The sequence below is a fragment of the Candidatus Binatus sp. genome (assembly GCF_036567905.1).
Classification (GTDB): Bacteria; Desulfobacterota; Binatia; order Binatales; family Binataceae; genus Binatus.
Genome location: NZ_DATCTO010000102.1, coordinates 1 through 21,370, shown reverse-complemented (window position 1 = coordinate 21,370; position 21,370 = coordinate 1). Strand labels below are relative to the sequence as shown.

The 21,370-nt window shown below is 63.2% G+C and carries 19 protein-coding genes; 8 read left to right on the top strand and 11 right to left on the bottom strand.

The features are described 5' to 3' along the window. Nucleotides 1-11 precede the first annotated feature (11 nt). A complete protein-coding gene (gene polA, locus VIO10_RS15945; RefSeq protein WP_331966582.1) occupies nucleotides 12-2,606 on the bottom strand; it encodes a DNA polymerase I in 2,595 nt (864 codons plus the stop codon). 222 nt (nucleotides 2,607-2,828) lie between these two features. Between polA and VIO10_RS15940 the strand changes: the two genes are divergently transcribed. From VIO10_RS15940 to VIO10_RS15925, 4 genes are read left to right on the top strand one after another with little or no spacing between them, the layout of a single operon-like run. Further along, the gene (locus VIO10_RS15940) at nucleotides 2,829-3,596 is read left to right on the top strand and encodes an ABC transporter ATP-binding protein (RefSeq protein WP_331966579.1); all 768 of its coding nucleotides are present in this window, start codon (nucleotides 2,829-2,831) and stop codon (nucleotides 3,594-3,596) included. An 18-nt stretch (nucleotides 3,597-3,614) separates the two neighbouring features. Continuing rightward, entirely contained in the window at nucleotides 3,615-4,388 is a 774-nt protein-coding gene (locus tag VIO10_RS15935) for an ABC transporter permease subunit (protein ID WP_331966575.1), read from the top strand. Nucleotides 4,389-4,401: 13 nt separating this feature from the next. Next, entirely contained in the window at nucleotides 4,402-5,964 is a 1,563-nt protein-coding gene (locus VIO10_RS15930; RefSeq protein WP_331966572.1) for a GldG family protein, read from the top strand. Nucleotides 5,965-5,991: 27 nt separating this feature from the next. Then, the gene (locus VIO10_RS15925) at nucleotides 5,992-7,404 is read left to right on the top strand and encodes a DUF4340 domain-containing protein (RefSeq protein WP_331966569.1); all 1,413 of its coding nucleotides are present in this window, start codon (nucleotides 5,992-5,994) and stop codon (nucleotides 7,402-7,404) included. Nucleotides 7,405-7,411: 7 nt separating this feature from the next. On the opposite strand, the gene acpS is transcribed toward VIO10_RS15925, so the two are convergent. Next, entirely contained in the window at nucleotides 7,412-7,804 is a 393-nt protein-coding gene (gene acpS, locus VIO10_RS15920) for a holo-ACP synthase (protein ID WP_331966566.1), read from the bottom strand. Nucleotides 7,805-7,935: 131 nt separating this feature from the next. Here acpS and VIO10_RS15915 point away from each other — a divergent pair, with 131 nt between their 5' ends. Together VIO10_RS15915 and VIO10_RS15910 are read left to right on the top strand one after the other, a co-directional pair. After that, a complete protein-coding gene (locus VIO10_RS15915; protein ID WP_331966563.1) occupies nucleotides 7,936-8,172 on the top strand; it encodes a ferredoxin in 237 nt (78 codons plus the stop codon). 16 nt (nucleotides 8,173-8,188) lie between these two features. Next, nucleotides 8,189-8,680 (top strand): GNAT family N-acetyltransferase, encoded by a 492-nt coding sequence (locus VIO10_RS15910; protein ID WP_331966560.1) that lies wholly within the window; start codon nucleotides 8,189-8,191, stop codon nucleotides 8,678-8,680. A 24-nt stretch (nucleotides 8,681-8,704) separates the two neighbouring features. On the opposite strand, the gene VIO10_RS15905 is transcribed toward VIO10_RS15910, so the two are convergent. The 4 genes from VIO10_RS15905 to VIO10_RS15890 form a co-directional block, all read right to left on the bottom strand. Continuing rightward, nucleotides 8,705-9,454 (bottom strand): rhodanese-like domain-containing protein, encoded by a 750-nt coding sequence (locus VIO10_RS15905; RefSeq protein WP_331966557.1) that lies wholly within the window; start codon nucleotides 9,452-9,454, stop codon nucleotides 8,705-8,707. Nucleotides 9,455-9,457: 3 nt separating this feature from the next. Beyond that, the gene (locus VIO10_RS15900; RefSeq protein WP_331966554.1) at nucleotides 9,458-10,822 is read right to left on the bottom strand and encodes a neutral/alkaline non-lysosomal ceramidase N-terminal domain-containing protein; all 1,365 of its coding nucleotides are present in this window, start codon (nucleotides 10,820-10,822) and stop codon (nucleotides 9,458-9,460) included. A gap of 1 nt (nucleotide 10,823) precedes the next feature. Beyond that, complete coding sequence (locus VIO10_RS15895; protein WP_331966550.1) at nucleotides 10,824-12,086, bottom strand: DegT/DnrJ/EryC1/StrS family aminotransferase; 1,263 nt, start codon at nucleotides 12,084-12,086, stop codon at nucleotides 10,824-10,826. Between the two features lie 75 nt (nucleotides 12,087-12,161). Continuing rightward, nucleotides 12,162-12,461 (bottom strand): putative quinol monooxygenase, encoded by a 300-nt coding sequence (locus VIO10_RS15890; RefSeq protein ID WP_331966547.1) that lies wholly within the window; start codon nucleotides 12,459-12,461, stop codon nucleotides 12,162-12,164. A gap of 181 nt (nucleotides 12,462-12,642) precedes the next feature. Between VIO10_RS15890 and VIO10_RS15885 the strand changes: the two genes are divergently transcribed. After that, the gene (locus VIO10_RS15885; RefSeq protein WP_331966544.1) at nucleotides 12,643-13,785 is read left to right on the top strand and encodes an acyl-CoA dehydrogenase family protein; all 1,143 of its coding nucleotides are present in this window, start codon (nucleotides 12,643-12,645) and stop codon (nucleotides 13,783-13,785) included. A gap of 15 nt (nucleotides 13,786-13,800) precedes the next feature. Here VIO10_RS15885 and VIO10_RS15880 read toward each other — a convergent pair whose 3' ends face one another. The 3 genes from VIO10_RS15880 to VIO10_RS15870 all read right to left on the bottom strand — a co-directional run bounded on the left by VIO10_RS15880 (nucleotide 13,801) and on the right by VIO10_RS15870 (nucleotide 16,311). Then, nucleotides 13,801-13,968: a hypothetical protein gene (locus tag VIO10_RS15880; protein WP_331966541.1), complete on the bottom strand. Its 168-nt coding sequence runs from the start codon at nucleotides 13,966-13,968 to the stop codon at nucleotides 13,801-13,803. Nucleotides 13,969-14,172: 204 nt separating this feature from the next. Then, nucleotides 14,173-15,114, bottom strand: a complete 942-nt coding sequence (locus VIO10_RS15875) for a UDP-glucuronic acid decarboxylase family protein (protein ID WP_331966538.1) — start codon at nucleotides 15,112-15,114, stop codon at nucleotides 14,173-14,175. 15 nt (nucleotides 15,115-15,129) lie between these two features. Then, nucleotides 15,130-16,311, bottom strand: coding sequence for a DegT/DnrJ/EryC1/StrS family aminotransferase (locus VIO10_RS15870; protein WP_331966535.1), 1,182 nt, complete (start codon nucleotides 16,309-16,311; stop codon nucleotides 15,130-15,132). Between the two features lie 94 nt (nucleotides 16,312-16,405). On the opposite strand from VIO10_RS15870, the gene VIO10_RS15865 reads away from it, so the two are divergent. Continuing rightward, nucleotides 16,406-18,082, top strand: coding sequence for a hypothetical protein (locus VIO10_RS15865; RefSeq protein ID WP_331966532.1), 1,677 nt, complete (start codon nucleotides 16,406-16,408; stop codon nucleotides 18,080-18,082). Here VIO10_RS15865 and VIO10_RS15860 read toward each other — a convergent pair. Together VIO10_RS15860 and VIO10_RS15855 are read right to left on the bottom strand one after the other, a co-directional pair. Beyond that, the gene (locus tag VIO10_RS15860; RefSeq protein ID WP_331966529.1) at nucleotides 18,079-19,134 is read right to left on the bottom strand and encodes a L,D-transpeptidase family protein; all 1,056 of its coding nucleotides are present in this window, start codon (nucleotides 19,132-19,134) and stop codon (nucleotides 18,079-18,081) included. The two genes, VIO10_RS15865 and VIO10_RS15860, sit on opposite strands and share 4 nt — an antisense overlap. Before the next feature lie 89 nt (nucleotides 19,135-19,223). Next, the coding region (locus VIO10_RS15855) for an ATP-dependent helicase (RefSeq protein WP_331966526.1) at nucleotides 19,224-21,370 on the bottom strand (2,147 nt) is incomplete at its 5' end.

The window sequence follows — 21,370 nt, the reverse complement described above, 5'->3', positions numbered from 1 at the left end:
CAGCGGATTTTTCATGCCGCGCCGGTCATCTCAGCCCAGTTTGGTCCGGATTTCAGCTCCACCTTCAGTGGAATTTTGAGTTTGGCGACCCCCTCCATTTCGCGTTTTGCCAGCTCGGCCGCCTCTTGCCACTCGTCTTTTGGCGCTTCCAGCAGCAGTTCGTCATGCACCTGCAGAATCATCCGCGTGCCCAGCCCGCGCTCTCGCAGCACCCCGTCCAGCCGTATCATAGCGAGTTTTATCAGGTCTGCCGCCGTGCCCTGGATCGGCGTGTTAATGGCGATTCGCTCTGCCTGCGCCCGAGCCCCGCCCGGCAGGGCGTTTAGCTCCGGCAGATAACGGCGCCGCCCGTACATCGTCGTTACGTAGCCCGTCGTGCGCGCGTTGCGAACGGTCTCGTCCAGCCACGCACGCACGCCCGCCAGCCGCTCGAAGTAGCGCTTGATGTAGTCCGAGGCCTCCGCCAGCGCAATCCCGAGCTCGCCCGCCAGCCGCTGCGGCCCCATCCCGTAAATAATCCCGAAGTTTATCACCTTGGCCAGCCGCCGCGCTTCGGTGTTGACTTTGTCCGGCGTGATTCCCAGCACCTCGGTCGCGGTGCGCACGTGGATGTCCTGGCCGGTGTTGAATGCGTCCACCAATGTCTGGTCGCCCGACAGATGAGCCAGCACGCGCAGATCGATCTGGGAATAGTCGGCTGAGACGAAGATGCATCCCGGCTTGGGCACGAACGCCCGGCGAATCCGGCGGCCTTCCGCGCTGCGGGTCGGGATGTTTTGCAGATTCGGATCGCTTGAGCTGACCCGTCCGGTCGCGACCAGCGCCTGATGCCAGGTCGTGTGAATTCGCCCGGTGCCCGAGCGGATCGCCTCGGACAGCGCGTCGGCGTAAGTGGATTTCAATTTCGAAATCGTGCGGTATTCGATCAGCTTGCGCGGCATGGGATGCACCGCCGCGAGCTTTTCGAGCGTATCGGCGTCGGTCGAGAAACCGCTCTTGGTTTTTTTCAGGCCCTTGGCCGAAAGTTTCAACTCGTTGAACAGCAGCTCGCGCAACTGCGTGGGCGAGTTGAGATTGAACTCGCGGCCGGCCAGCTGGTAGCACTCGCGTTCCAGCCGATTCAGTTGCTCGGCAAATTCCTTCGAGATGATCTTGAGCGCGTCGGCGTCGATGCCGATTCCCGCGGCTTCCATCGCCGCCAGAATCGGCGCGGTCGGCATCTCGATCTCGTCGAACAGCGACGCGAGCCCGTCGGCTTCCAGCCGCGCCGCCAGCGCTTCGCGAAGATCTCTCACCAGCTCCGCATTGGTGCCCGGTGCACCGCCGGCGCCAAGCGGCGCCAGGTACTCGTGATACAAGTCTGTCAGCGACGGCTCCGGCTTTCCCGAATTGATCAGAAAGCCCGCCAGCATCGTGTCGAAATCGACGCCTTTGAGCGCGATTGCGTGGCGGGCGAACGCTCCGATTTGAGTCTTCAGATCGTGGCACGATTTGAGCGGGCGCTCGGAGCCGAGAATTGGCGCTGCGCTGGCGATCCCGTCATGATCGACGACGATTGTTTGGTCGGCGCTTGCGAGCTGCAGCCGGTCCTGACCGGCCGCGGCGACGGCGAGGTCAAACGCGATGCGCGGCGCGCCGGCCAGAGTTTCAAGCGCGTCGGCGAGATCTTTCCCGGCGACGGTGGGCGCCGGCTTCGATTTCGATTCCAGACCGGGAAGCTCCACTTGCGACGGCGATATCTCGCGCAGGATCGAATGGAACTCCAGCTCGCGCATCAGTTGCGCAGCCGCGTGCTCGTCCACCCCCCGCCACGCGAATTCGTCCGGCTCGACGCTGAGCGGCACCTCGGTGTCGATGCGCACCAATCGTCGCGCCAGGTCCACCGCCGCGCGATGCTCACCGAGCAGGCCCGCGATTTTTCTCGCTCCGCGAATTCCGCTTTCCTCGATACGGTCCAGGTTCTCGTAGATTCCCTTCACACTGGCGAACTGCTTGACCAGCGCCACGGCCGTTTTCTCGCCGACCCCCGGCACACCCTTGATATTATCGATCGTATCTCCCGTGAGCGCCTGGATATCGACCAGCGCCGCCGGCTCGACGCCGAAGCGCTCCTTGACCTCGCGCACTCCGATTCGCCGATCGCGCATCGTGTCCCACAGCGTGACATGCGGGCCGACCAGTTGCATGAAGTCCTTGTCGGCGGTGATGATCGTGACGATGAAATGCTCGTGCGCCGCGCGCTTGGCGAGCGTGCCAATCACGTCGTCGGCCTCGAATCCATCGAGCATCAGCGACTTGATCCGAAACGCCTCGACCACGCGATGGATGTAGGGAATCTGCACGACAAGGTCGTTGGGCGCCTCGGCGCGGTTGGCCTTGTAATCGGCGAACAGGTCGTCGCGAAAAGTTTTTTTCGGCGAGTCGAAGACGATCGCGAGATGCGACGGGCGCACGTCCTTCAACAGCTTCAGAATCATCCGGATGAAGCCGTACACCGCCTGGGTCGGCAGTCCGCGCGAGGTATTCATCGGCGGCAGCGCGAAAAAAGCGCGGAAGATGTACCCGGAGCCGTCGACCAAAATGAGTTGCTTGCGCTCTGCGCCCATCAATCGAAACTATCCGATACGGTTCTCAAAGCAAAAGCGCCGCGACAGTCAATCGAAAATATTGCCCGAGTCAGATCGCTGTTTCGTTGTATTGACAGTTTGGCGTGGTGTGCTTAATTACTCGGTTGGTCTGTTGTTGATTGAATTGCCGGGCAGTATGCTTCGTCAATTGAAGCTGAGCCGGCCACGGCGTCTCGGTGGCTCTGGAATCGGACGACCTGAATGATTGAGGTAAAAAACCTTACTAAAGCTTACGGCAACTTTGTCGCGGTAAGAGACGTATCGTTCAAAGCCGAGAACGGTTCCATCCTCGGCTTTCTCGGCCCCAACGGCGCCGGCAAGACCACCACGATGCGCATCATCACGGGCTATATGCCGGCGACCGCGGGCACCGTCTTGATCGACGGACTCGATATCTTTTCGCAATCGCTCGAGGCGCGCCGCAAAATCGGGTACCTGCCCGAAAATCCCCCGCTGTATCCCGACATGCGGGTCGAAGCCTATCTCCGGTTTGTCGCGAAACTCCGCGGCGTCCCGCGCGCGAAGATCGAGCCGGCGCTCGAGCACGTGCTCGAAGTTTGCGGCCTCGCCGACATGTCGCATCGGATTTGCGGCCAGCTATCCAAGGGCTATCGCCAGCGCGTCGGCCTGGCGCAGGCGTTGATTCACGATCCGCCCGTGCTGGTCCTCGACGAACCGACGATCGGTCTCGATCCGCGGCAGATTCACGAAATTCGCGATCTGATTCACCATCTCGCGGGCAACCGAACGGTCGTGCTCTCGACCCACATCCTGCCCGAGGTCTCGCAGATCTGCGACAAGGTCGTGATCATCGCCGAAGGCCGGGTAGTACTCGAGGAATACTTGAAGAAGCTCCCGGCCGGGACCTCGCTCGAAGATATTTTCCTCAACGCCATCACCAAGGAGCGTCACGAAGGCGGCGCGAGCGCCGAGGAAACGCTGGAGGAGGTCGGAGCGGGGCATACCTAGGCGACCCGTGCCGCTCGAATGAAAAATTCTTTTACAATCGCGGGCAAGGAACTCGCGGGGTATTTCCTGCAACCGGTTGCCTACGTCGTGATGACGGTGTTCCTGCTGCTGGGCGGCTTCTTTTTCTTCGCGCTGCTGCGCTACTTCGAAGTGACACTGACCGCCTACTCCGCGATGCAAAATCCCGAGGTGTTGCAGCGCTTGAATCTCAACGAGCGGGTAATCGAGCCGATGCTGCACAATCTGGCGATCGTGCTGGTCATCCTGGTGCCGGCGATCACAATGCGAAGTTTTGCCGAAGAGAAGCGGACCGGCACCTACGAGCTTCTGCTGACAGCTCCGATCCGGACCGGCGAGATCGTCGCGGGGAAATTCATCGCGGCGGCGGCTTTTATGCTGATTATGATAGGGCTGGCCGGGATGTTTCCGCTGATCCTCGTAGCCTTCGGCAATCCGGAGGTCGGGGTGATGTTCTCCGGCTATCTCGGACTGGCGTTCCTGTCGATTTCGTTCGTCTCGATAGGATTGTTCACCAGCTCGCTCACCCAGAATCAGATCATCGCGGCGATCAGTTGCTTCGGCTTGCTGCTGCTGCTGTTCGTCATATCGTGGCCGGCGCAGGCAGGCGGGGGGTCGCTGGTGGGCTTGGTGCGCTATCTCTCGCTGCCGGACCATTTCGCGCAGATGGTCACCGGTATCATCGACACGCGCGACATCGTTTATTTCCTGAGTCTCATCTTCGTGGCGCTGTTCTTGACCCAACGCTCGGTCGAGTCGGCGCGATGGCGGTAAGGTAGAGGAGCGGATGCGGCGATCAGCGGCGCTTTACGGAATTCTCGGCCTGGTTCTTCTCTCATTCGGGCTGGTGGACTATTTTATCTCGAGCGGCTTTCGGCTGTTCGTGTGGGTCAACCTGATCTGCGGCATCTTCGCGATAGTCCTGTGGATCACTTCGAGCCGCTCCGAGCTTTCGTCGATCACGACCGGGCGCTCGGCGCGCTACGGCGCCAACGCCGTCATCTACTCGGCGGCCTACATCGGGCTGCTGGTCGCGATTAACTATATCTCGACGCTCCATCATACGCGGCTCGACCTGACGGCCGAGAAGGTTTACAGCCTTTCGAGCCAGTCGGTGAACGTGGTCAAGGGTTTGCAGAAGCCGCTCAAGTTTTACGGCTTCTTCCAGGGCGGCGACAGTCCCGCTGCGCGGGAACTCTACGAGACATTTGCGTACTACTCGCCCAAGCTCACTTACGAACTGGTCGATCCCGACAAGCATCCCGAGCTCGCCGAGCGCTTCAAAGTGTCGGTAATGGGCACCACGCATCTGCAGTACGGCGGCGACAACGGCGAGGGCACCAACGTCACCGAACTCACCGAGGAAGCGCTGACCAACGCGATCATTCGCGCGACCAGGAGCAGCAAGAAGGTAGTCGAGTTCCTCGACGGGCACGGCGAGGCGGATCCCGACGATGCCGGAGCCCAGTCGGGCTACGGCACCGTCAAGAAAGATTTGGAAGGCGAGGGCTACGAGGTCCGCAAGCTCGAACTCGCGCAATTGCCCAAGGTGCCCGACGACGCCAATCTGGTCGTGGTCGCCGGACCGATCAAGCCGCTCGGCCAGCACGAGATCGATTCGTTGAATGACTATCTGAAACAGGGCGGGCGCATGATCGCGATGTACCGGCCGCAGCGCCCCGACAATCCAATTGACGAAGCCGCGATGGTGAAGCTGGCCGGCGATTGGGGGGTCAAGGTCGGCAACGATATCGTGGTGGACCAGGTGGTCAGGCTGTTCGAAGGTCCCGCGCTCGGCCTCAATCCAATCGTGCAGACCTACGGCGAGCATCCGATTACCAAGGATTTCAAGCAGCGCACCGTGTTCCCGATGGCGCGGTCGCTCAGCGCCGAACCCAATCTGAAACCGGGACTGACCGTCACTCCGATCGCCAAGACCAGCGACACGTCGTGGGCGGAGGTCGATCTCGACACGCTGTTCCGGCAGCAGAAGGCCGAACTGACGGCCAAGGACACGCGCGGGCCGATCGCGGTGGTGATGGCGGTGGACGGCAACCTCGAGCAGTTCGGCTTGGGCAAGGGCGACGCGCGGATGGTGGTGTTCGGCAGCACCGAGTTCGCCGACAATCAATACGCGACGCAGTTCTTCAACCGCGATTTTTTCGTCAATAGCGCCGACTGGCTGACCGGCGAGGAAAATTCGATCTCGATCAGGCCGCGCTCTATCCGCGCGTCGCGCTTTCGCCTGACCACCGGGCAATTCTCGATCGTGTTTGCGTTTGCGGTGCTGTTGCTGCCCGAGATGCTGCTGATCGCCGGGATCGTAGTGTGGTGGGAACGGCGCAACTGAGGCGTCCTCTGATCCGACTCAAGTCCGATGCGGCTGCGCAACACCATTATCGTTCTGATCCTGTTTGCGATTGTCGGCGGCTACGCCTTTATCGTCGGCCGTTATTCCTCACCGGAGGCGCAGCGCAAGCTGCTCGCCGTCAAGCAGGACGATATCGCCAAAATTGAACTGCACTACGCTGACCGGGACATCGTGCTCGAGCGCGACCAGGGTAAGCCGTGGCGGCTGGTCAAGCCAATCGGAGCCGACGCCGACCAGACGCAGGCCAACAACCTCGCCCGCGCAATCGCCGATTGCGCCGTGGTCCGCACCGTCGATGAGAAGCCGGCGGATGTTGCGCCATTCGGGCTTAAGCCTGCGGCCACGACCGTCACGGTCACGACCTTCGGCAAGAAAACATTGCCCACAATCGAAGTCGGGAAATCGACGCCGATTGGGTTCAACGCTTATGTCCGGCTCGCCGGCAGTCCCGCCGTGCTGCTGACCGAAGCCGTGTTCTCGGCCGGAATGAACAAGACGGTCAACGATTTGCGCGTCCGCGACTTGATGGCATTCAAACTCGACGACGTTCAAAAGCTGATCATCGCGCGCGACAATGCGCCGACGATTGAAATCGATCGCGACGGCGACCAGTGGAAAATCGTCAAGCCCGCGCCGTACCCGGCCGACGACACGGCGGTGCGGACTGCGCTGAGCACGCTGGTCAACGCGAAGGCGTCCGACTTTATCGCCGATGCGCCCGGCAACGTCACGCAATACGGGCTCGAAAAGCCGCATCTGACGGCGACGGTGGTGCTCAAGAGCGGCGAGCAGCAATCGATGCTGTTCGGCTTCAAACAGAGCGAGCAGGGGAAGGGCGGAATTTACGTGCGCCGCGGAGAGCGCGCGCCGGTTTACGCCGTGGCCGGGTACGTGATGAGCAGCCTGGACAAGTCGGCGCTGGATTTTCGCAACCGAACGATTCTGAAGGTCGATCCCGAGGCGGTTGCGAGCGTCGAAGTCAAAAACAGCGACGGCAAATTCACGCTCAAGCGCGCGGGCGCGGACTGGAACGTGATCGCAGGAGGCAAGACGACCGAGGCCGGCATTCCGGTCGTGGAGCGCTTGCTCAATCAGTTCCGCGATCTAAAGGGCCAATCGATCGTCGCCGATCCGATGCCGAGCGCTCAGCCGTTCGGGCTGGACAATCCCGCGGCTGAAATCACGCTCGTCGGCAAGGACGGCAAAGAGCTGGGCGCGGTCAAGCTCGCGAAGATCAGCGTCAAGCCAACGACCCCGCCAATTCCCGGCGAGCCGGCCGGACCGCAGTCGGAGTGCTACGCATCTTCAAGCGCGAGCAAGGCGGTGTTCTCGCTCAGCGATTTCAGTTTCGCGCAACTCAACAAGCCTGCGGCGCTGTACATGGCCAAGGCGCCGCCGGGATCGGCGCCGTCGAAGTAGCCGGACGTCAGGTTTCGGCGATGACGTGGGCGATAGCCTGGGCCGCGGTATGGGTGATGCTCAGATGAAAGCGCGTGATCTGTTTTCCTTGCGCGAAGGCAGCAGCCTTGCCTGATAGCGCGATGGTCGGCGCTTTGCCGCGCTCGCGCACCACTTCGATCTCGCTCCATCCGACGTTGCGGTTCCATCCCGTGCCGAGCGCCTTCATCGTCGCTTCCTTGGCGGCGAAACGCGCGGCGTAGCTCTGGTAGCGGGGACGCCCGCGCGACTCGCAGTACCTGACCTCGCCTGGCGTGAAGACGCGGGCGCGAAAACGCTCGCCCGTGGCGGCCCGCGTGAGAGCGCGCTCGATGCGTTCGACCTCGATAACGTCGATTCCGGTGCCGGCGATTTGCCCCATCGCGAATGAGTATTAGCCGCGCTGCGGGCGGATTCAATTGCGCGCGCGCACGACCGGGCGATTGAAACAGTGATCTACTTGCGGCGCGCCGAGTGCGGATTCTATTCTTCATCCACAACCCGGAGGCAGCGATGGCGAAGTTTTTTTCGATCACCGTGAACAAAACCCGTTGCATCGGCAGCGGCGACTGCGTGGAAACTGCGCCCGCCGTGTTTCAACTCGGCGTCGACGGCAAGTCCGAAGTCGTCAACCCGACGGGCGCGGGCGACTCGGTAATTGTCTCGGCGGCGCGTTCGTGTCCGGTCAAAGCGATCACCGTGGTGGACGAAGACGCCGGCGCGCAGCTTTTTCCGCCGCCGAAGAAGTAGATTCACCGATCGCGCCGTGGCCATACGCAAGCATCGCGCAGGCGAACTCGTAATCGAGCAGACGCGTGACCTCGCGCGCGTGCGCGAGATGCTCGCGCGGGCCGGCATGATGACGGACGGAATCGAATGGCCGGCCGCCTGTTACATCTTTGCGTATGTCGGCGATGAAGCGGTCGGAGTGATCGGCGTCGAGTCGAAGATCGACGCGGCGCTGCTACGGTCGCTGTACGTGAATGAATCGATGCGCCGGCGCGGAATCGGCGGCGCGTTGATCGCGGCGGCGCGCAAGGCCGCGCACACGCGCGGCGCGCGTCGTCTGTACCTGTTCAGCACCGATGCGGGCGGATTCTTCCGCCGCCACGGTTTCACGACGGTGGCCGTCGCCGACGTTATCGCTGCGATCCCCGGCGCGGCGCAGGTCGAGTACTATCGCGCGCGGCCCGAGCAGCTTGCGCGCGAGCGCGCGTACCATCTGGATATTTCGGGCGACGGAGTGATCGAGAGATAGCAGCGGCCAGCCCCTGCGCCCGAGTCAGAAGGAACGGGAGCGGGACCGCTGAGCTTGGGGCGCGAGGTACCGGCCGAGATAGTTTCCCATTGCGGTCGTCACAATCAGGTACGGATTCGAGGCCATCAGTTTCGCGGCGAGCCGCGGCGTCATGTCGGGGCGAATCGTTTGCGGACCGGGATTCATCGCCGCGAGCGCGCGCGGTGCGGACTCGGATTGTTCGATCGCGCCGAGCAGGACTCCATCGGGAGTGAGCACGACGGCGCGCGGCGTCGGCGAATCGGGCGAGGCCGGCGCAACGGAATCTTCGGGGCCGAGGCGGACGAGGTTTTCGTCGTCGCCCGTGAACTCGCCGGCGCGCACGCGGTCCGAATAGCGAATCCAACCGGAGCGCAGGCCGGGCGCGAGATTGTTGACGAAATAAGGAAGCGCGCGTATCCGCTCTGAGAGCGGCGTCGGTGGATCGGTGGGCAATCCGCGGACGATCCAATCGGCCTTGCCCCGGAAGTAGTGGCGGACCTCGGTGAATCCCAGCAGCTCGAGCTGCGTCCCAGCTCGCGCGCTGAGGTCGCACAAGCAATCGCGGCAATAGACAACGACCGGGCGCGTGCGGTCCAAAGACCCGGGCGCGTCGCGGATAATGCGGCGGAGCGGAATGTGAACGGCGCCGCGGATATGCGCGGCGCCGTACTCGTGCGACGGAAGCACGTCAACAATTTGCGCGCCGCCGGAGGCGCGTATCTGGGCAAGCTCGCGATGCCGAATCTCGCGCACGGGCTACACGCGCATCGCGGCGAGCGCGGAGAGTGCGGTATCGACGATCGTCTCGCCGCTGCCGGCGGCGATCCGCGCGGTATCGACTTCATAACCGCCCTCGGCATACGCGGCGCCGGTGGGAATATATCCGATCAGGTCGTTGCAGTAGCCGGCGACAAAAGTTTGATCGAAGTACGGGGTTGCCTTTATCGCGAGACCAAGCTCGACGAAAAGTTCGCCCGGGACGCCGACGACGGCGAGCTTCCCGATGGTGACGATGGTCATCGTGGTGGCCAGCTCGCGGCGCGCCATGTCAACGCGGCGGTCGCGGCGATTTTGCTCCCCGAGGGCTTCCAGAGCGCTCAGCGCCGAAAGTGACTGTGCGTGATGGTCGCGCAGGCGCTTCAACTGATAGCCGGCGCCGCCACGATGATTGTCGAGCGAGGCTTGGGTCTGGGCGGCGCAATCGCGCGCGATGGCAAGCTCGGCGCGGCGATCCTTGAGTTTGAGGTTGAGCGCGACTCTACGCGTGGCGACTGGCGAGCCGGCAATCGAGGGCGCGTGCTCGAGCGCGTCGAACGCGCCGCGACCCATCGCGCGGCCGGATTGCTCGGCGACTTCGAAATTGCCGCGGCTGCGTGGATCGATGTTGCCGGTCGCGCCCTGAAGGAAAATCGATATTGGGTGCGGGCCGGCGCCGGAGCCAGCCGCGCTTTCGATTTCGTCCATCGCGAAGCCGGGCCAATCGCGCGAGTAGAGCAGGTTGTCCTCGCACAGCACAACGCCGTGGCACGGATAGTTCATGATGAACGCGATTGGACTTCCATTTGGACGGTACGCGCCGAGCGCATTGGCTTCGGCGTCAGCCGGGCCGGCGTCGTTGGCGGCAAGCTGAATTTGCCGGTTCGGACGCATCAGGCGGCGATTGATTCCGAGCGTAAATCGAGCGGTGGCGGCGCGCAGCGTCGCGGGCGCGAGATTTTTATGCGCTTGAACGATTGCGGACGCGATTTTCCCGGGCAGCGCGCGCTCCCATTCGAGGTCGCGGCCGTCGGCGGGAATTGCCGCGGCGCGCGGAGTCGCGAAAATGTTGAAGGCGGGTGCGGAATGGGTGTGAGTGGCGCAAATCAGGATCGAATCGGCGGGGATGCCGGTGTCGGCGGCGGCGCGCTCGCGGACATCGTCGGCGATGCGATTGCCAAGCGCGAGCACGTCAACCCCGGCGATCGCCACTTTCGCGCCGCCGTTATCGAGCACGAGTGCCTGCGCTGCGAGGTCATCGTGCACGCCGGTCGCACGGCCGACGCGATTGCCGTAGCCGAGCATCGCGAGACCGACGGGAGGATCGAGCTTTACTCGCGCGGCGCCGGCGTAGAGGGGACTCATGCTAGCTCGATTTTTCGAGGCTCGCTGCCGCGAGGTCAGCGGCTCTGGAAGCCACTTTCCTGGCTGCGGCGATGATGTCGTCAACGTCGCGATCGTCGCCGAGCAGGCATTCGTGCGGTACCGCGACCATCGCGTGCTCGAAGAGTCGTTCGGCGACCGGGCAATCAATCGAGGTCCGCTCGACGTTGGCAGCGCCTGCAAGTTCGCAGGCTTTGCGATAGACGGCAGACTCGCGCGGCAAGAGCGCGGATCGATAAACGGGATCGTTGCCGACGCCGCATGGGATGCCCTCGGCGCGCATCGCGCGGACGAATCGGTTACGCGAGACGCCGAGTGCGGATTCATCGACCAGAAAAACGAACGCGTAGATGACCTCGCGCGTGACGCGTGGATCGCGCGCGATCGGACTAATCCCCTTGATTGCGCCGAGTCCTTCGCGCAGGCGGGCGGCGGCGCGGCTCTTGCGCTCGATCTGTTCGGGAAGGCGCGCGAGTTGCGCGAGCAGAATTCCGCATTGCCATTCCGTCATCCGGTAGTTCGCGCCCATCAGCGGTCCCTCGAAAGTGTCGCCGGGGCGGCGACGCCCGCAATTGATCAGCGACTGGCATCGTTGCTCGAGGTCGGGGTCGTCGGTCGTGATCATTCCACCTTCGCCCGCAGTCATCGGCTTGGTGGACTGAAAGCTAAAGCATCCGAGAGCGCCATGAGTACCGACGCCGCGCCCGCGGAATTGAGCACCGGGAACGTGGGCGCAATCCTCGACGAGCGCAATCGAATGCGCGCGCGAAATTTCCGTGAGCGCGTCGAGATCGGCGAGCGACGCGCCGTAGTGGACGGGAACGATCGCCTTGGTGCGGCGCGTGATCAGCCGCTTGACGCAGTCCGGATCGATGCATGCGTTGGCGGCGCTGACGTCGGCGAAGATCGGACGCGCCATGCATGCGACGGCAGCGTAGGCGGTCGCCGCGAAAGTGATCGCGGGCACAATGACCTCGTCGCCGGCGCCGATGCCGAGCGCCTTGAGCGCGACTTCGAGCGCGCTGGTGCCGGAAGTGGTCGGGATAGCGAAGCGAGCGCCGTGATACGCGGCGAATGCGGCGGCGAACTCGGCAGCCTTGCGATTGGGGCTGGGGAAGCCGCCCCAGTTGGACGAGGTGAGGACGTCGTCGAGCTGCTCACGCTCGCGGGCGTCGAACACCGGCCACGTGGCGAAGGGGCGGGTGCGAAGCGGCGGGCCGCCGAGGATGGCGAGGGTGGAGCGCATCGAACTTAAACGATTACTTTAAGTACTAAAATATCGCATCCTCACCTGCCTCGCTTGCGCCCGGCGGCCGCGGCGCTATTTGCGCGCGACTTCCTGAAGCACCGCAATCTCGGGACGTCCGGCGAGCAGGCCGCCGATTTTTCCGCCGAATGCCTTCATGTGATCGGTCTTGCCGTGGGAATCGAGCGCAGCCTGATCCTGGTAAACCTCGTAGTAGGTGAATTCGGTCGGGTCCTTGGTGTTCTTGTGCAGGACGTAGGCGAGGGTGCCGGGCTCGGAGGTTTTCACCGTCGCGATCATTTCCTTGCCCGCGGCTTCGAACGCGGCTTCGCTGCCGGGCTTCACTTTAAGTTTCGCAATCACAGTAATCGGCATCGTGGGTCTCCTTGAGCGATCGAATTCAACTACCGTCGTATTCGGACGCGCGCTGTTTTTCAAGGCGAATCGATGCGCGGCGCGGCGGCTCTTTCCTCGCAGCGCGCGGTCGGTTAACGGTTAAAAGCCAATTGCGGCGACGCGATGATCGATCACTGCCGGGATCGTGGAGAATAATAAGATGCTTGGTTTCGATTTGACCGACGAACAGCGCGAACTGAAGGAGCTGGCGCACAGGTTTGCCGAACAGGAAATAATTCCTCGCGCGCGCGAATACGACGAGAAGGAAATTTTTCCGGTGGACGTGTGCGAGAAAGCGTTCGCGGCGGGGCTGATGAACTTTGGAGTGCCCAAGGAGCTGGGCGGACCGGGACTCGGCGTGCTCGACACGAGCCTGATCGTCGAGGAGCTGAATTACGGATGCTCGGGAATCTCGAACGCGGTGGGAGCCAACGACCTCGCGACGCTGCCGATTCTAATCGCCGGCAGCGACGAGCAGAAACGGACCTACCTGGGGCAGTTGGTGAAGAAGCTGACGTTTTGCGCGTTCGCGATCACCGAACCGGGCGCGGGATCGGATGTTGCCGCGATGAGTACGGCGTACCGGCGCGAGGGCGACGAGTTCATCCTCAACGGCACCAAGCATTTCATCTCCAATGGCTCGCGCGCGGACTGGTACGTCACGTTTGCCACCTCGGACAAGCGGCTCAAGCACAAGGGCATCTCGTGCTTCGTGTTTCCGTCGAGCGTGGCGGGAATCACGCGCAATCGGATGCACGGGAAACTCGGGCAACGCGCCGCCGACACCGGCGAAATATTTTTCGAGGACGTGCGAATACCCGCCAGCGCGCTGGTCGGACGCGAGGGCGAGGGTTTCAAGTACGCGATGGCGACCTTCGATCACAGCCGGCCCGAGATTGGCGCGATCGCGATTGGAATTGCGCAGCGCGCGCTCGACGAATGCCTCAAGTACTCGAAGCAACGCAGCGCGTTTGGGCAGCCGATCGCAAACTTTCAGGCGATTCAGTTCATGCTGGCCGACATGGCGATCGAAATCGAAGCGATGCGGCTGCTGACCTACAAGGCGGCCTGGCTGGTCGATCGCGGCCACGGCGCCAACACGATTTCGGCCTACGCGAAGGCCTTCAGCGCCGACGCGACGATGCGGATCACGACCGACGCCGTGCAGATTTTCGGCGGCTACGGCTACATGAAGGATTATCCGGTGGAGAAGCTGATGCGCGACGCGAAGCTGCTGCAGATCTATGAGGGCACCTCGCAGATCCAGCGCGTCGTGATCGCGCGCAACCTGCTCAAGGACTGAGCGCGGCGCGCGCGGTCAATTCGCGGGCGCGACGGGATGCGGGATCGGCGGGTCCGGGTCGGCGGGCTCGTCGCCGGTGATCGCGCCGACGTAGTCGCCCTCGTGGTACACGTCAACCCGGCCGGTCGTCGGATCGGGAAATAGATTCCATTCGTCAGGCGGCGGCGCATCAGCGGGCGGCATATACACCACCTGTGCAGGCCCAGCAGGAGCAGGCGGCGGCGTCGCGGAGCACGAGGCGATCGCGATCGACAAGAGCAGGGGGAATGCGGCTCGCGAAATCCTTCTATTCATGGTGCGGCGCTGATTCGCGCAGACAGGACTTAAACTTATCTTGTCGCCGGATGGCACGAATCGCAAGCGGTGCGGCGCGCGCGCCCGCGAACGCTATTTGCGCGGGAGGTCCAGGACTTCGCGGAAGTGATGGATTGTTTTTTCCAGGCCGGGCCGAAGTGCGATATGCGGCTGCCAGCCGAGCACCTTTTTCGCGAGCTCGATGTTCGGCTTGCGGCGGACGGGATCGTCGGCGCGGGGCGGCTTGAGGATCACTTTCGAGGAGCTGGATGAGAGTTCGATGGCGAGTTCGGCCAGTTCCGCGATTGTGAATTCGTCGGGGTTGCCGACATTGATCGGGCCGATGTGAGAGTCCTGATTCATCATGCGCACGAGCGCGTCGATGATATCGTCAACGTAGGCGAACGAGCGGGTGGAAGCGCCGTCGCCGTAAATCTCGAGATCCTCGCCGCGCAGCGCGGCCACGCAGAAGTTGGAAACCACGCGGCCGTCGTTGATCGCCATCCGCGGGCCGTAAGTGTTGAAGATCCGCACGATGCGGGTGTCCACGTTGTTCTGCCGGTGATAGTCCATCATCAGGCATTCGGCCACCCGCTTGCCCTCGTCGTAGCAGGAGCGCACCCCGATCGGGTTGACGTGGCCCCAGTACGACTCGGTTTGCGGATGCTCCTCGGGGTCGCCATAAACCTCGCTGGTCGAGCTGAGCAGGATGCGCGCGTGCACGCGCTTGGCAAGGCCGAGCATGTTGATGGTGCCCATCACGCTGGTCTTGATGGTCTTGACCGGGTTGTACTGGTAGTGCACGGGCGAAGCGGGGCAGGCGAGGCTGAAGATGCGATCGACCTCGAGCAGGATTGGCTCGACGACGTCGTGGCGGATGAATTCGAAATTCCGGTTGCCGAGCAGGTGAATGATGTTGGCGCGCTTGCCGCTGAAGAAGTTGTCGAGGCAGATCACCTCGTGGCCGTCTTTGAGCAAGCGCTCGCATAGATGGGAGCCGAGGAATCCCGCGCCGCCGGTTACCAATGCTCGCACAGTTGTTCTCCCGGGTCAGCGGCGGTTTTCGCGGGCGATGGCGAGAACGGTTTCGATTACGTAGCCGACATCTTCGTCGCTCATCGAGGCGTAGATGGGAAGCGACAGGCAGCGGCTGAAGATGCCTTCGGCGACCGGAAAATCGCCGTTGCGATAGCCGTAGTTGCGCTGATAGTAGTGCATCGTGTGCAGCGGGATGCAGTGCACGGAGCATCCCACGCCGCGCTCGCGCAGTATCTCGACGAACTGATTGCGGCCGAGCTTGAGCCGCTCGGGCCGGATGCGCAGCACGTAGAGATGCCAGGCGTGCTCGATCCCCGGCTCGGAGTAGGCGGTCTGCAGCGCGTCGTCGGCGCGAAACGCCTCGTTGTAGGCGCGCGCGATCTCGCCACGGCGGCGCATGAAGTCTCCCGCGCGCCTGATCTGGGCCAATCCGATCGCGGCGTGCACGTCGGACAGGTTGTACTTGAAACCCATGTCGTGGATTTCGTAGTACCACGAGCCGCTCTTGTCGTAGCGCTTCCACGCGTCCTTGTTCATCCCGTGCAGGCTGGCGACCGCGATTTTTTCGGCCAGCGCGTCGTCGGCGGTGGTGATCATGCCGCCCTCGGCGGTGGTGAAATTCTTGGTCGCGTAGAAACTGAAACAGGTGAGGTCACCGATGGTGCCGACCTTCGCCATCCCGCGCCCGTCCATGTGGCGCGCGGAGCCGGCCGCGTGCGCCGCATCCTCGACAATTTTCAAATTGTAGTTGCGCGCGATTTTGAGGATCCGATCCATGTCGCATGCCTGGCCGGCGAAGTGCACCGGCAGGATCGCGCGGACCCGTTTGTTGGCGCCGCTCTCGAGCGCCTCCTCGATGCGCGCCGGGTTGATGTTGAAGGTGCCGGGATCGACGTCAACGAACACCGGCCGCGCGCCGAGGTAGCCGAGAATCTCGGCGGTCGCGGTGAAGGTGAACGGCGTGGTGATGACCTCGTCGCCCGGACCGATGCCGAGCGCCCATAGCGAAAGATGAAGCGCGCCGGTGCAATGCGAAACGGCCAGCGCGTGCTTCGCGCCCACGTAGCCGGCAAATTCCTGCTCGAAGCGCTTGGCCTTGGGTCCGGTGGTGATCCATCCCGAGCGCAGCGTGTCGAGAACCTCGCGCTCCTCGTCGGGTCCGATAGACGGACGATGAAATGCTACTTGTCGCATGGTGTGTGATTCGGTTGAAATCGGCGCGGTCCCGTTGGTCGAGTCAGTTTTGGAGTATAAGGGATAGGTCAAAAGCGGAGCAAGGCGGAACTCGATGAGGCGCGCAGGATGGGCCGCGGCTGCGGCGGTGGTTGGATGGTACGTGTTCGCGCTGGCGATATTGCATCCGCTGACCGACGCGCCGGTGGTGGATAGCTGGCTGTACGGCTCCGCCGTGCGCCGTTTTCTGCGCACCGGCGAGATCAGGTTTGCCGGCTTCACGCAGGCGATGCCGATCGCGCAGGTGATCTACGGCGCCGCCTGGTCGCGCGCGTTCGGCGCCGACTCGGTGTCGCTGGAAATCTCGGTAGTGACGCTGGCGGTGCTGTGCGGCGTGATGTTCCATGCGCTCGCGATCAAATGCGGAGCGTCGCGATGGCAGGCGCTGGCGGCGACCGGGCTGCTGATCTGCAATCCTTGTTTCACCTTCCTGAGTTTTTCGTTCATGACCGAGATTCCGTTCCTGACGATGCTGGTCGCGGCGCATCTGGCCTTCGCCAACGCCGGCGGACGGCGCGAGCATTTGTGGCTGTGGATAGCGGCGGCGCTGGCGGTGATCGCTTTCCTGATTCGGCCGTTCGGTGCGATGGCGATAGCTGGGTGCGCCGGCGCCGTCCTGCTTTACAATTACAATGCCTGGCGTACCGGAACGCGTCGTTTGAATCGCGCGCGATGGCTTGGGATGCTCGCGCCGTTCGGCGCGGCGCTGGCGGTCTGCACGTTGCTGTGGATCTGGCTGACGGTGCTGGGTCCGAAGCCATGGGACCTGCAGCTTGAGGAAAATCGCTTCCACTACATTTTCCTTGTGCCGCTGGCCAACTACCTCCGCGCGGGCGTGCTCGGTCCGGTCCTTTACCTGGGCATGGTGCTGTCTCCGCTTGCGATTCTACAGTTGGCGATGCCGCGATGGCGCCGGGTGGCGTTGGGCGGCGCTGGAATCTTCGCTGCCGCGCTGATCCTGATGTGGATGGACAATCGGTTGCCCGTGACGCCGGAGTGCAGTTGTTTCGGCGGGTGGCGCAACGTGCTCATACTGCGCGGGGATTTGAATCGTTTTTCGTGGGATGGAGACTGGCAATACGCGTTCTTGACGCTGGCAAGTTTTGGCGCGGCCGGATTTATCGCCGCGTTCGCGGAAATCTTCAGAACCCTTTCACGGGCGGCTGCTGCGATTGTGATTGCCGCGATAATTTATTGGACGGCGACTATCCCGCTGTGGTTTTACAACGACCGCTACTACCTGGTGATGGTCCCGGCCGGCGCAATCGTGCTGGCGCTTGCACCGCTGCCTCGAAGCAGGATGGTCAAGGCGGCAGGATTGGCGATGACGCTCGCGATGGGCCTGATGTCGCTCGGCGGAACGTATGCCTATCAGCGCGGGATGCAGGTAATCCTCGCAACGCGCAACCAACTGGAACGCGAGGGAGTTGTGCGCTCGGCGATCGATGCCGGCTACGCGCTCAACGGCGAAGACCTCTATCGCTATCCCAGGCATGGGATCGAAACGATGCAGCTCGAAGCTGGAATCCCGATGATCACGTCGGCGAAAGTGGATGAATACACGATTGCGAGCGGGCCTGTCGCCGGCACGCAGTTCGTGCGGCGGCTTAAATGGCCGGGGCCGTTCGGCCTGGGCCATCGCTACTTTTACCTGGTGAAAAAGCGCGCCGCGGCGGGCAACGGCAGCAATTCACCGGGCGCGCCAACAGCCGCCCCGGCGCCGCGCAACTAGCTGGCGCTGCCGGGGACCGGTCCCGGCATCACGTAGGTCGGGACGCCGCTTTTCTGCTCGACAGCTTTTTCGAGCTTCTGCATATCGACCTGGTCGGTAATTCCCAGCCGGTCGGCTTCCTTCTGCGCGTACGCCCACAGGCCCGCGTAACGGCCGTAGAGATCGTCGTGGACCTCGACGTAGAGCGAGTCGCCGCGCCATCCAAACTTCACCGGCTGATAGACGAACCTCCCGGGCGTGCCGATTTTCACCTTGTTGAACAGGCGCTCGATGTCCTCGGGATACAGCCGGACGCATCCGTGGCTGACTTCCATGCCGACGCCCCACGGCACGTTGGTGCCATGCAGGGCGTACTGGGGCAGAGTCAGTTCGATGCGGTAATGGCCCAGCGGATTATCGGGATCGTCGCCGGAGACAACATGCTCGGCCTCGCCGTCACGCTCGAGATGTTCCTCGTAGATGTCCTCGGGCACCACCCAGGTCGGGTTGTGGGTCTTGCCGCGGACCGTAAAATCTCCGACCGGCGTTTTCCAATCGAAACGTCCCAGCCCGACCGGGAACGTGTACACCACCGACGGCCTGACTCCGCCCGCAGAGTGCTTCTTGCCGGTGACGAACTTGGCGGGCGTGACCTTGTCCTTGCGATGGAGCGGTCCGGTCGGCGACGGAAAATAATAGTACAACCGCATCTCGGGGATGTTCAGCACGATTCCCACGTGCGGCGTATCGGGCAGGATGTGCTCGTCGGGCAGAACGATTTGCCTGCCGACCGGGGGGCCCCACCAGTCGATTCCGCCATTTGCGTTGGAAATTTCCTTGGCCGTCACCCCGAACCATCGCCCGACGTCGAGCAGCGTGTCGCCCTTCTGGATCTGGTACGTAATGAGATTGCCGATGATGTCGTCCTTGCCGCGGGGAAGCGGGTAGGCATAGAGCGGGCGACGCTCGAACTCGGCTTCGGTCCACGCGCCATTGGCGGCCGGGATCGCGACCAACGCGACGAGGAGCAGGGCGGGGAGAATTCGAATCGCGATGTCAATGAAGCGCTTCATAAACTCCCGGGCAAGGCGAACGAAGATCCGCGCGAACGATTCGGATGCGGGGCGGCGTGGTCGCATTCAGTAGAATGATAGCGGCCCGATCAGTCCGCAAGCAACCGCAGGTTCGCGAACTTCAGCACCAACAGCTTGATTCCGCCGCGCTCGAAATTAACCCACGCCTTGGCGCCGTCGCCGCGCCCCTCGCGCCGGCGAACGATTCCGCGGCCGAAGGTCGGATGGATCACGCGCGCGCCGGTTGAAAAGCCATCGCCGCCGGGCCCCGGATCGTCGTCGGGCAACTGGCTGTCAGCGAAATCGACGTAGGACTCGCGCGGCGACAGCGGGCGTATCGGCGAGGTCTCGCGAGCGGGCGCGATACGCCGAATCAGGGCGCCATCGACTTCGCGCAAGAATCGCGATTGACGCGACTCCTGGCGCACGCCGTAGATTTCGCGCGAGAGCGTGTTGGTCAGATAGAGCAACTGCCGCGCGCGCGTCATGCCGACGTAGCACAGGCGGCGCTCCTCCTCGACTTCCTCGTCGATGCCGGCCGCGCGGCTATGCGGAAACAGGCCTTCCTCCATCCCGGCCATAAACACGATTGGGTATTCGAGGCCCTTGGAGGTGTGCAGCGTCATCAGCGCCGCGCGTCCGCCGCTGGAATCGATCTGCTCGGTGTCGCTGACCAGTGCGATCCGCTCGAGGAATTCGGACAAACCGCCGCCGGACTTTTCGGCGTCGAAGGCGCTGGCCGCGGAGAGCATCTCGGCGAGATTTTGCTTGCGTGCCGGCGCGTCGTCGAGCGTATCGAGGTACGCCTCGAAACCACTGTGCGCCACGACTTCCTCGACAATCCCGCGGACGCTCATGCCGGGCGCGCGCGCGCTGAGATCATGCATCCACGAATAGAGCATCCCAGCTTGCTTGGCGATTCTGAGCGCGACCTTGGAGCAGGTCTCGAGCCGGCCCATCGCCTCGAATGCCGGGATACGCTCGCGCGCGGCCAGTTCGGCAATCGCCTCGAAGGACTTCGCGCCAATTCCGCGCGGCGGCGTGCCGACCATTCGTTCGAGGCTGACGGCGTCGGCTGGATTGGCGATCACGCGCATGTAGGCGAGCAGATCCTTGACGTCGCGCTGCTCGTAAAAGCGCACGCCGCCCACGACGTAGTAGGGGATTCGCCGCCGCACAAGAGCCTCTTCGATCGCGCGCGACTGGGCGTTGACCCGGTAGAAAACCACGACCTCGGCGGCTCTGAATCCGCCCGCGCCTGTCAGCCGCGCAATCTCGAGCGCGATAAAGTCGGCCTCGTCGCGCTCGGTGACGCCGGTGAAGCAGGTGACCGGCTCGCCGGCGCCGTTTTCGGTCCACAAGTTTTTGACCTTGCGCTCGGTGTTGTTGCGGATGACGGCGCCCGCCGCGGCAAGGATGGTTTTCGTCGAGCGGTAGTTTTGCTCGAGCTTGAAAATCTGCGCGGCCGGGTAGTCGCGCTCGAAATCGAGGATGTTGCGGATGTCGGCGCCGCGCCAGCGGTAGATGGATTGATCCTCGTCGCCGACCACGCACAGATTTCCCGATCGCGCGGCGAGCGCCTTGACGATCAAATACTGGACGCGATTGGTGTCCTGGTACTCATCGACCAGCAAATGCGCCGCGCGCCGCTGCCATTTCTCGAGGATTTCGGGAAAGCGCTCGAACAACAGCCAGGTTTGCAATTGCAAATCGCTGAAGTCCATCGCGTTCATCTCGCGCATCCGCTCCTGGTAGAGCCGGTAAATCTGCGCGATCGAGGCCTCGCGCCCGGGCTTGGCGCGCGCCTGCATTTCGTCGGGCGTGACCGCCTCGTTCTTGGCCTGCTCGATTCGTGCGCGCGCAAGTTCGAGCGGCGGCGAGTCGGCCAGCGCGGCGTCGCCGAGCACCTGGCGAATCGTGGCCAGCGAATCGCCTTCGTCGAGGATCGAAAAATTGCGGTCGTAGCCGAGCGCGTGGCCTTCCTGGCGCAGAATTCGCGCGCACGCGGAATGAAAGGTGCTGACCCACGGGATGCGCGCGTAGTTGCCGTCACCGAGCAGCGATATGACGCGCTCGCGCATCTCGTTGGCCGCCTTGTTGGTGAATGTGACCGCCAGCATCTCGGCGGGCGACGCCTTGCGCTCGGCCAGGATGTGGGCGATACGGTAGGTCAGCGCGCGGGTCTTGCCCGAGCCCGCGCCGGCCAGGATGAGTATCGGGCCGCCGGGCGCAAGCA

Excerpts from the sequence above, each read along its gene's own strand:
- acpS (WP_331966566.1), bottom strand. The coding sequence starts at position 7,804 with ATGGGGCAAATCGCCGGCACCGGAATCGACGTTATCGAGGTCGAACGC.
- VIO10_RS15865 (WP_331966532.1), top strand. The coding sequence starts at position 16,406 with ATGAGGCGCGCAGGATGGGCCGCGGCTGCGGCGGTGGTTGGATGGTAC.
- polA (WP_331966582.1), bottom strand. The coding sequence starts at position 2,606 with ATGGGCGCAGAGCGCAAGCAACTCATTTTGGTCGACGGCTCCGGGTAC.
- VIO10_RS15890 (WP_331966547.1), bottom strand. The coding sequence starts at position 12,461 with ATGCCGATTACTGTGATTGCGAAACTTAAAGTGAAGCCCGGCAGCGAA.
- VIO10_RS15915 (WP_331966563.1), top strand. The coding sequence starts at position 7,936 with ATGGCGAAGTTTTTTTCGATCACCGTGAACAAAACCCGTTGCATCGGC.
- VIO10_RS15900 (WP_331966554.1), bottom strand. The coding sequence starts at position 10,822 with ATGAGTCCCCTCTACGCCGGCGCCGCGCGAGTAAAGCTCGATCCTCCC.
- VIO10_RS15930 (WP_331966572.1), top strand. The coding sequence starts at position 4,402 with ATGCGGCGATCAGCGGCGCTTTACGGAATTCTCGGCCTGGTTCTTCTC.
- VIO10_RS15860 (WP_331966529.1), bottom strand. The coding sequence starts at position 19,134 with ATGAAGCGCTTCATTGACATCGCGATTCGAATTCTCCCCGCCCTGCTC.
- VIO10_RS15925 (WP_331966569.1), top strand. The coding sequence starts at position 5,992 with ATGCGGCTGCGCAACACCATTATCGTTCTGATCCTGTTTGCGATTGTC.
- VIO10_RS15895 (WP_331966550.1), bottom strand. The coding sequence starts at position 12,086 with ATGCGCTCCACCCTCGCCATCCTCGGCGGCCCGCCGCTTCGCACCCGC.
- VIO10_RS15870 (WP_331966535.1), bottom strand. The coding sequence starts at position 16,311 with ATGCGACAAGTAGCATTTCATCGTCCGTCTATCGGACCCGACGAGGAG.
- VIO10_RS15940 (WP_331966579.1), top strand. The coding sequence starts at position 2,829 with ATGATTGAGGTAAAAAACCTTACTAAAGCTTACGGCAACTTTGTCGCG.
- VIO10_RS15935 (WP_331966575.1), top strand. The coding sequence starts at position 3,615 with ATGAAAAATTCTTTTACAATCGCGGGCAAGGAACTCGCGGGGTATTTC.
- VIO10_RS15885 (WP_331966544.1), top strand. The coding sequence starts at position 12,643 with ATGCTTGGTTTCGATTTGACCGACGAACAGCGCGAACTGAAGGAGCTG.
- VIO10_RS15880 (WP_331966541.1), bottom strand. The coding sequence starts at position 13,968 with ATGCCGCCCGCTGATGCGCCGCCGCCTGACGAATGGAATCTATTTCCC.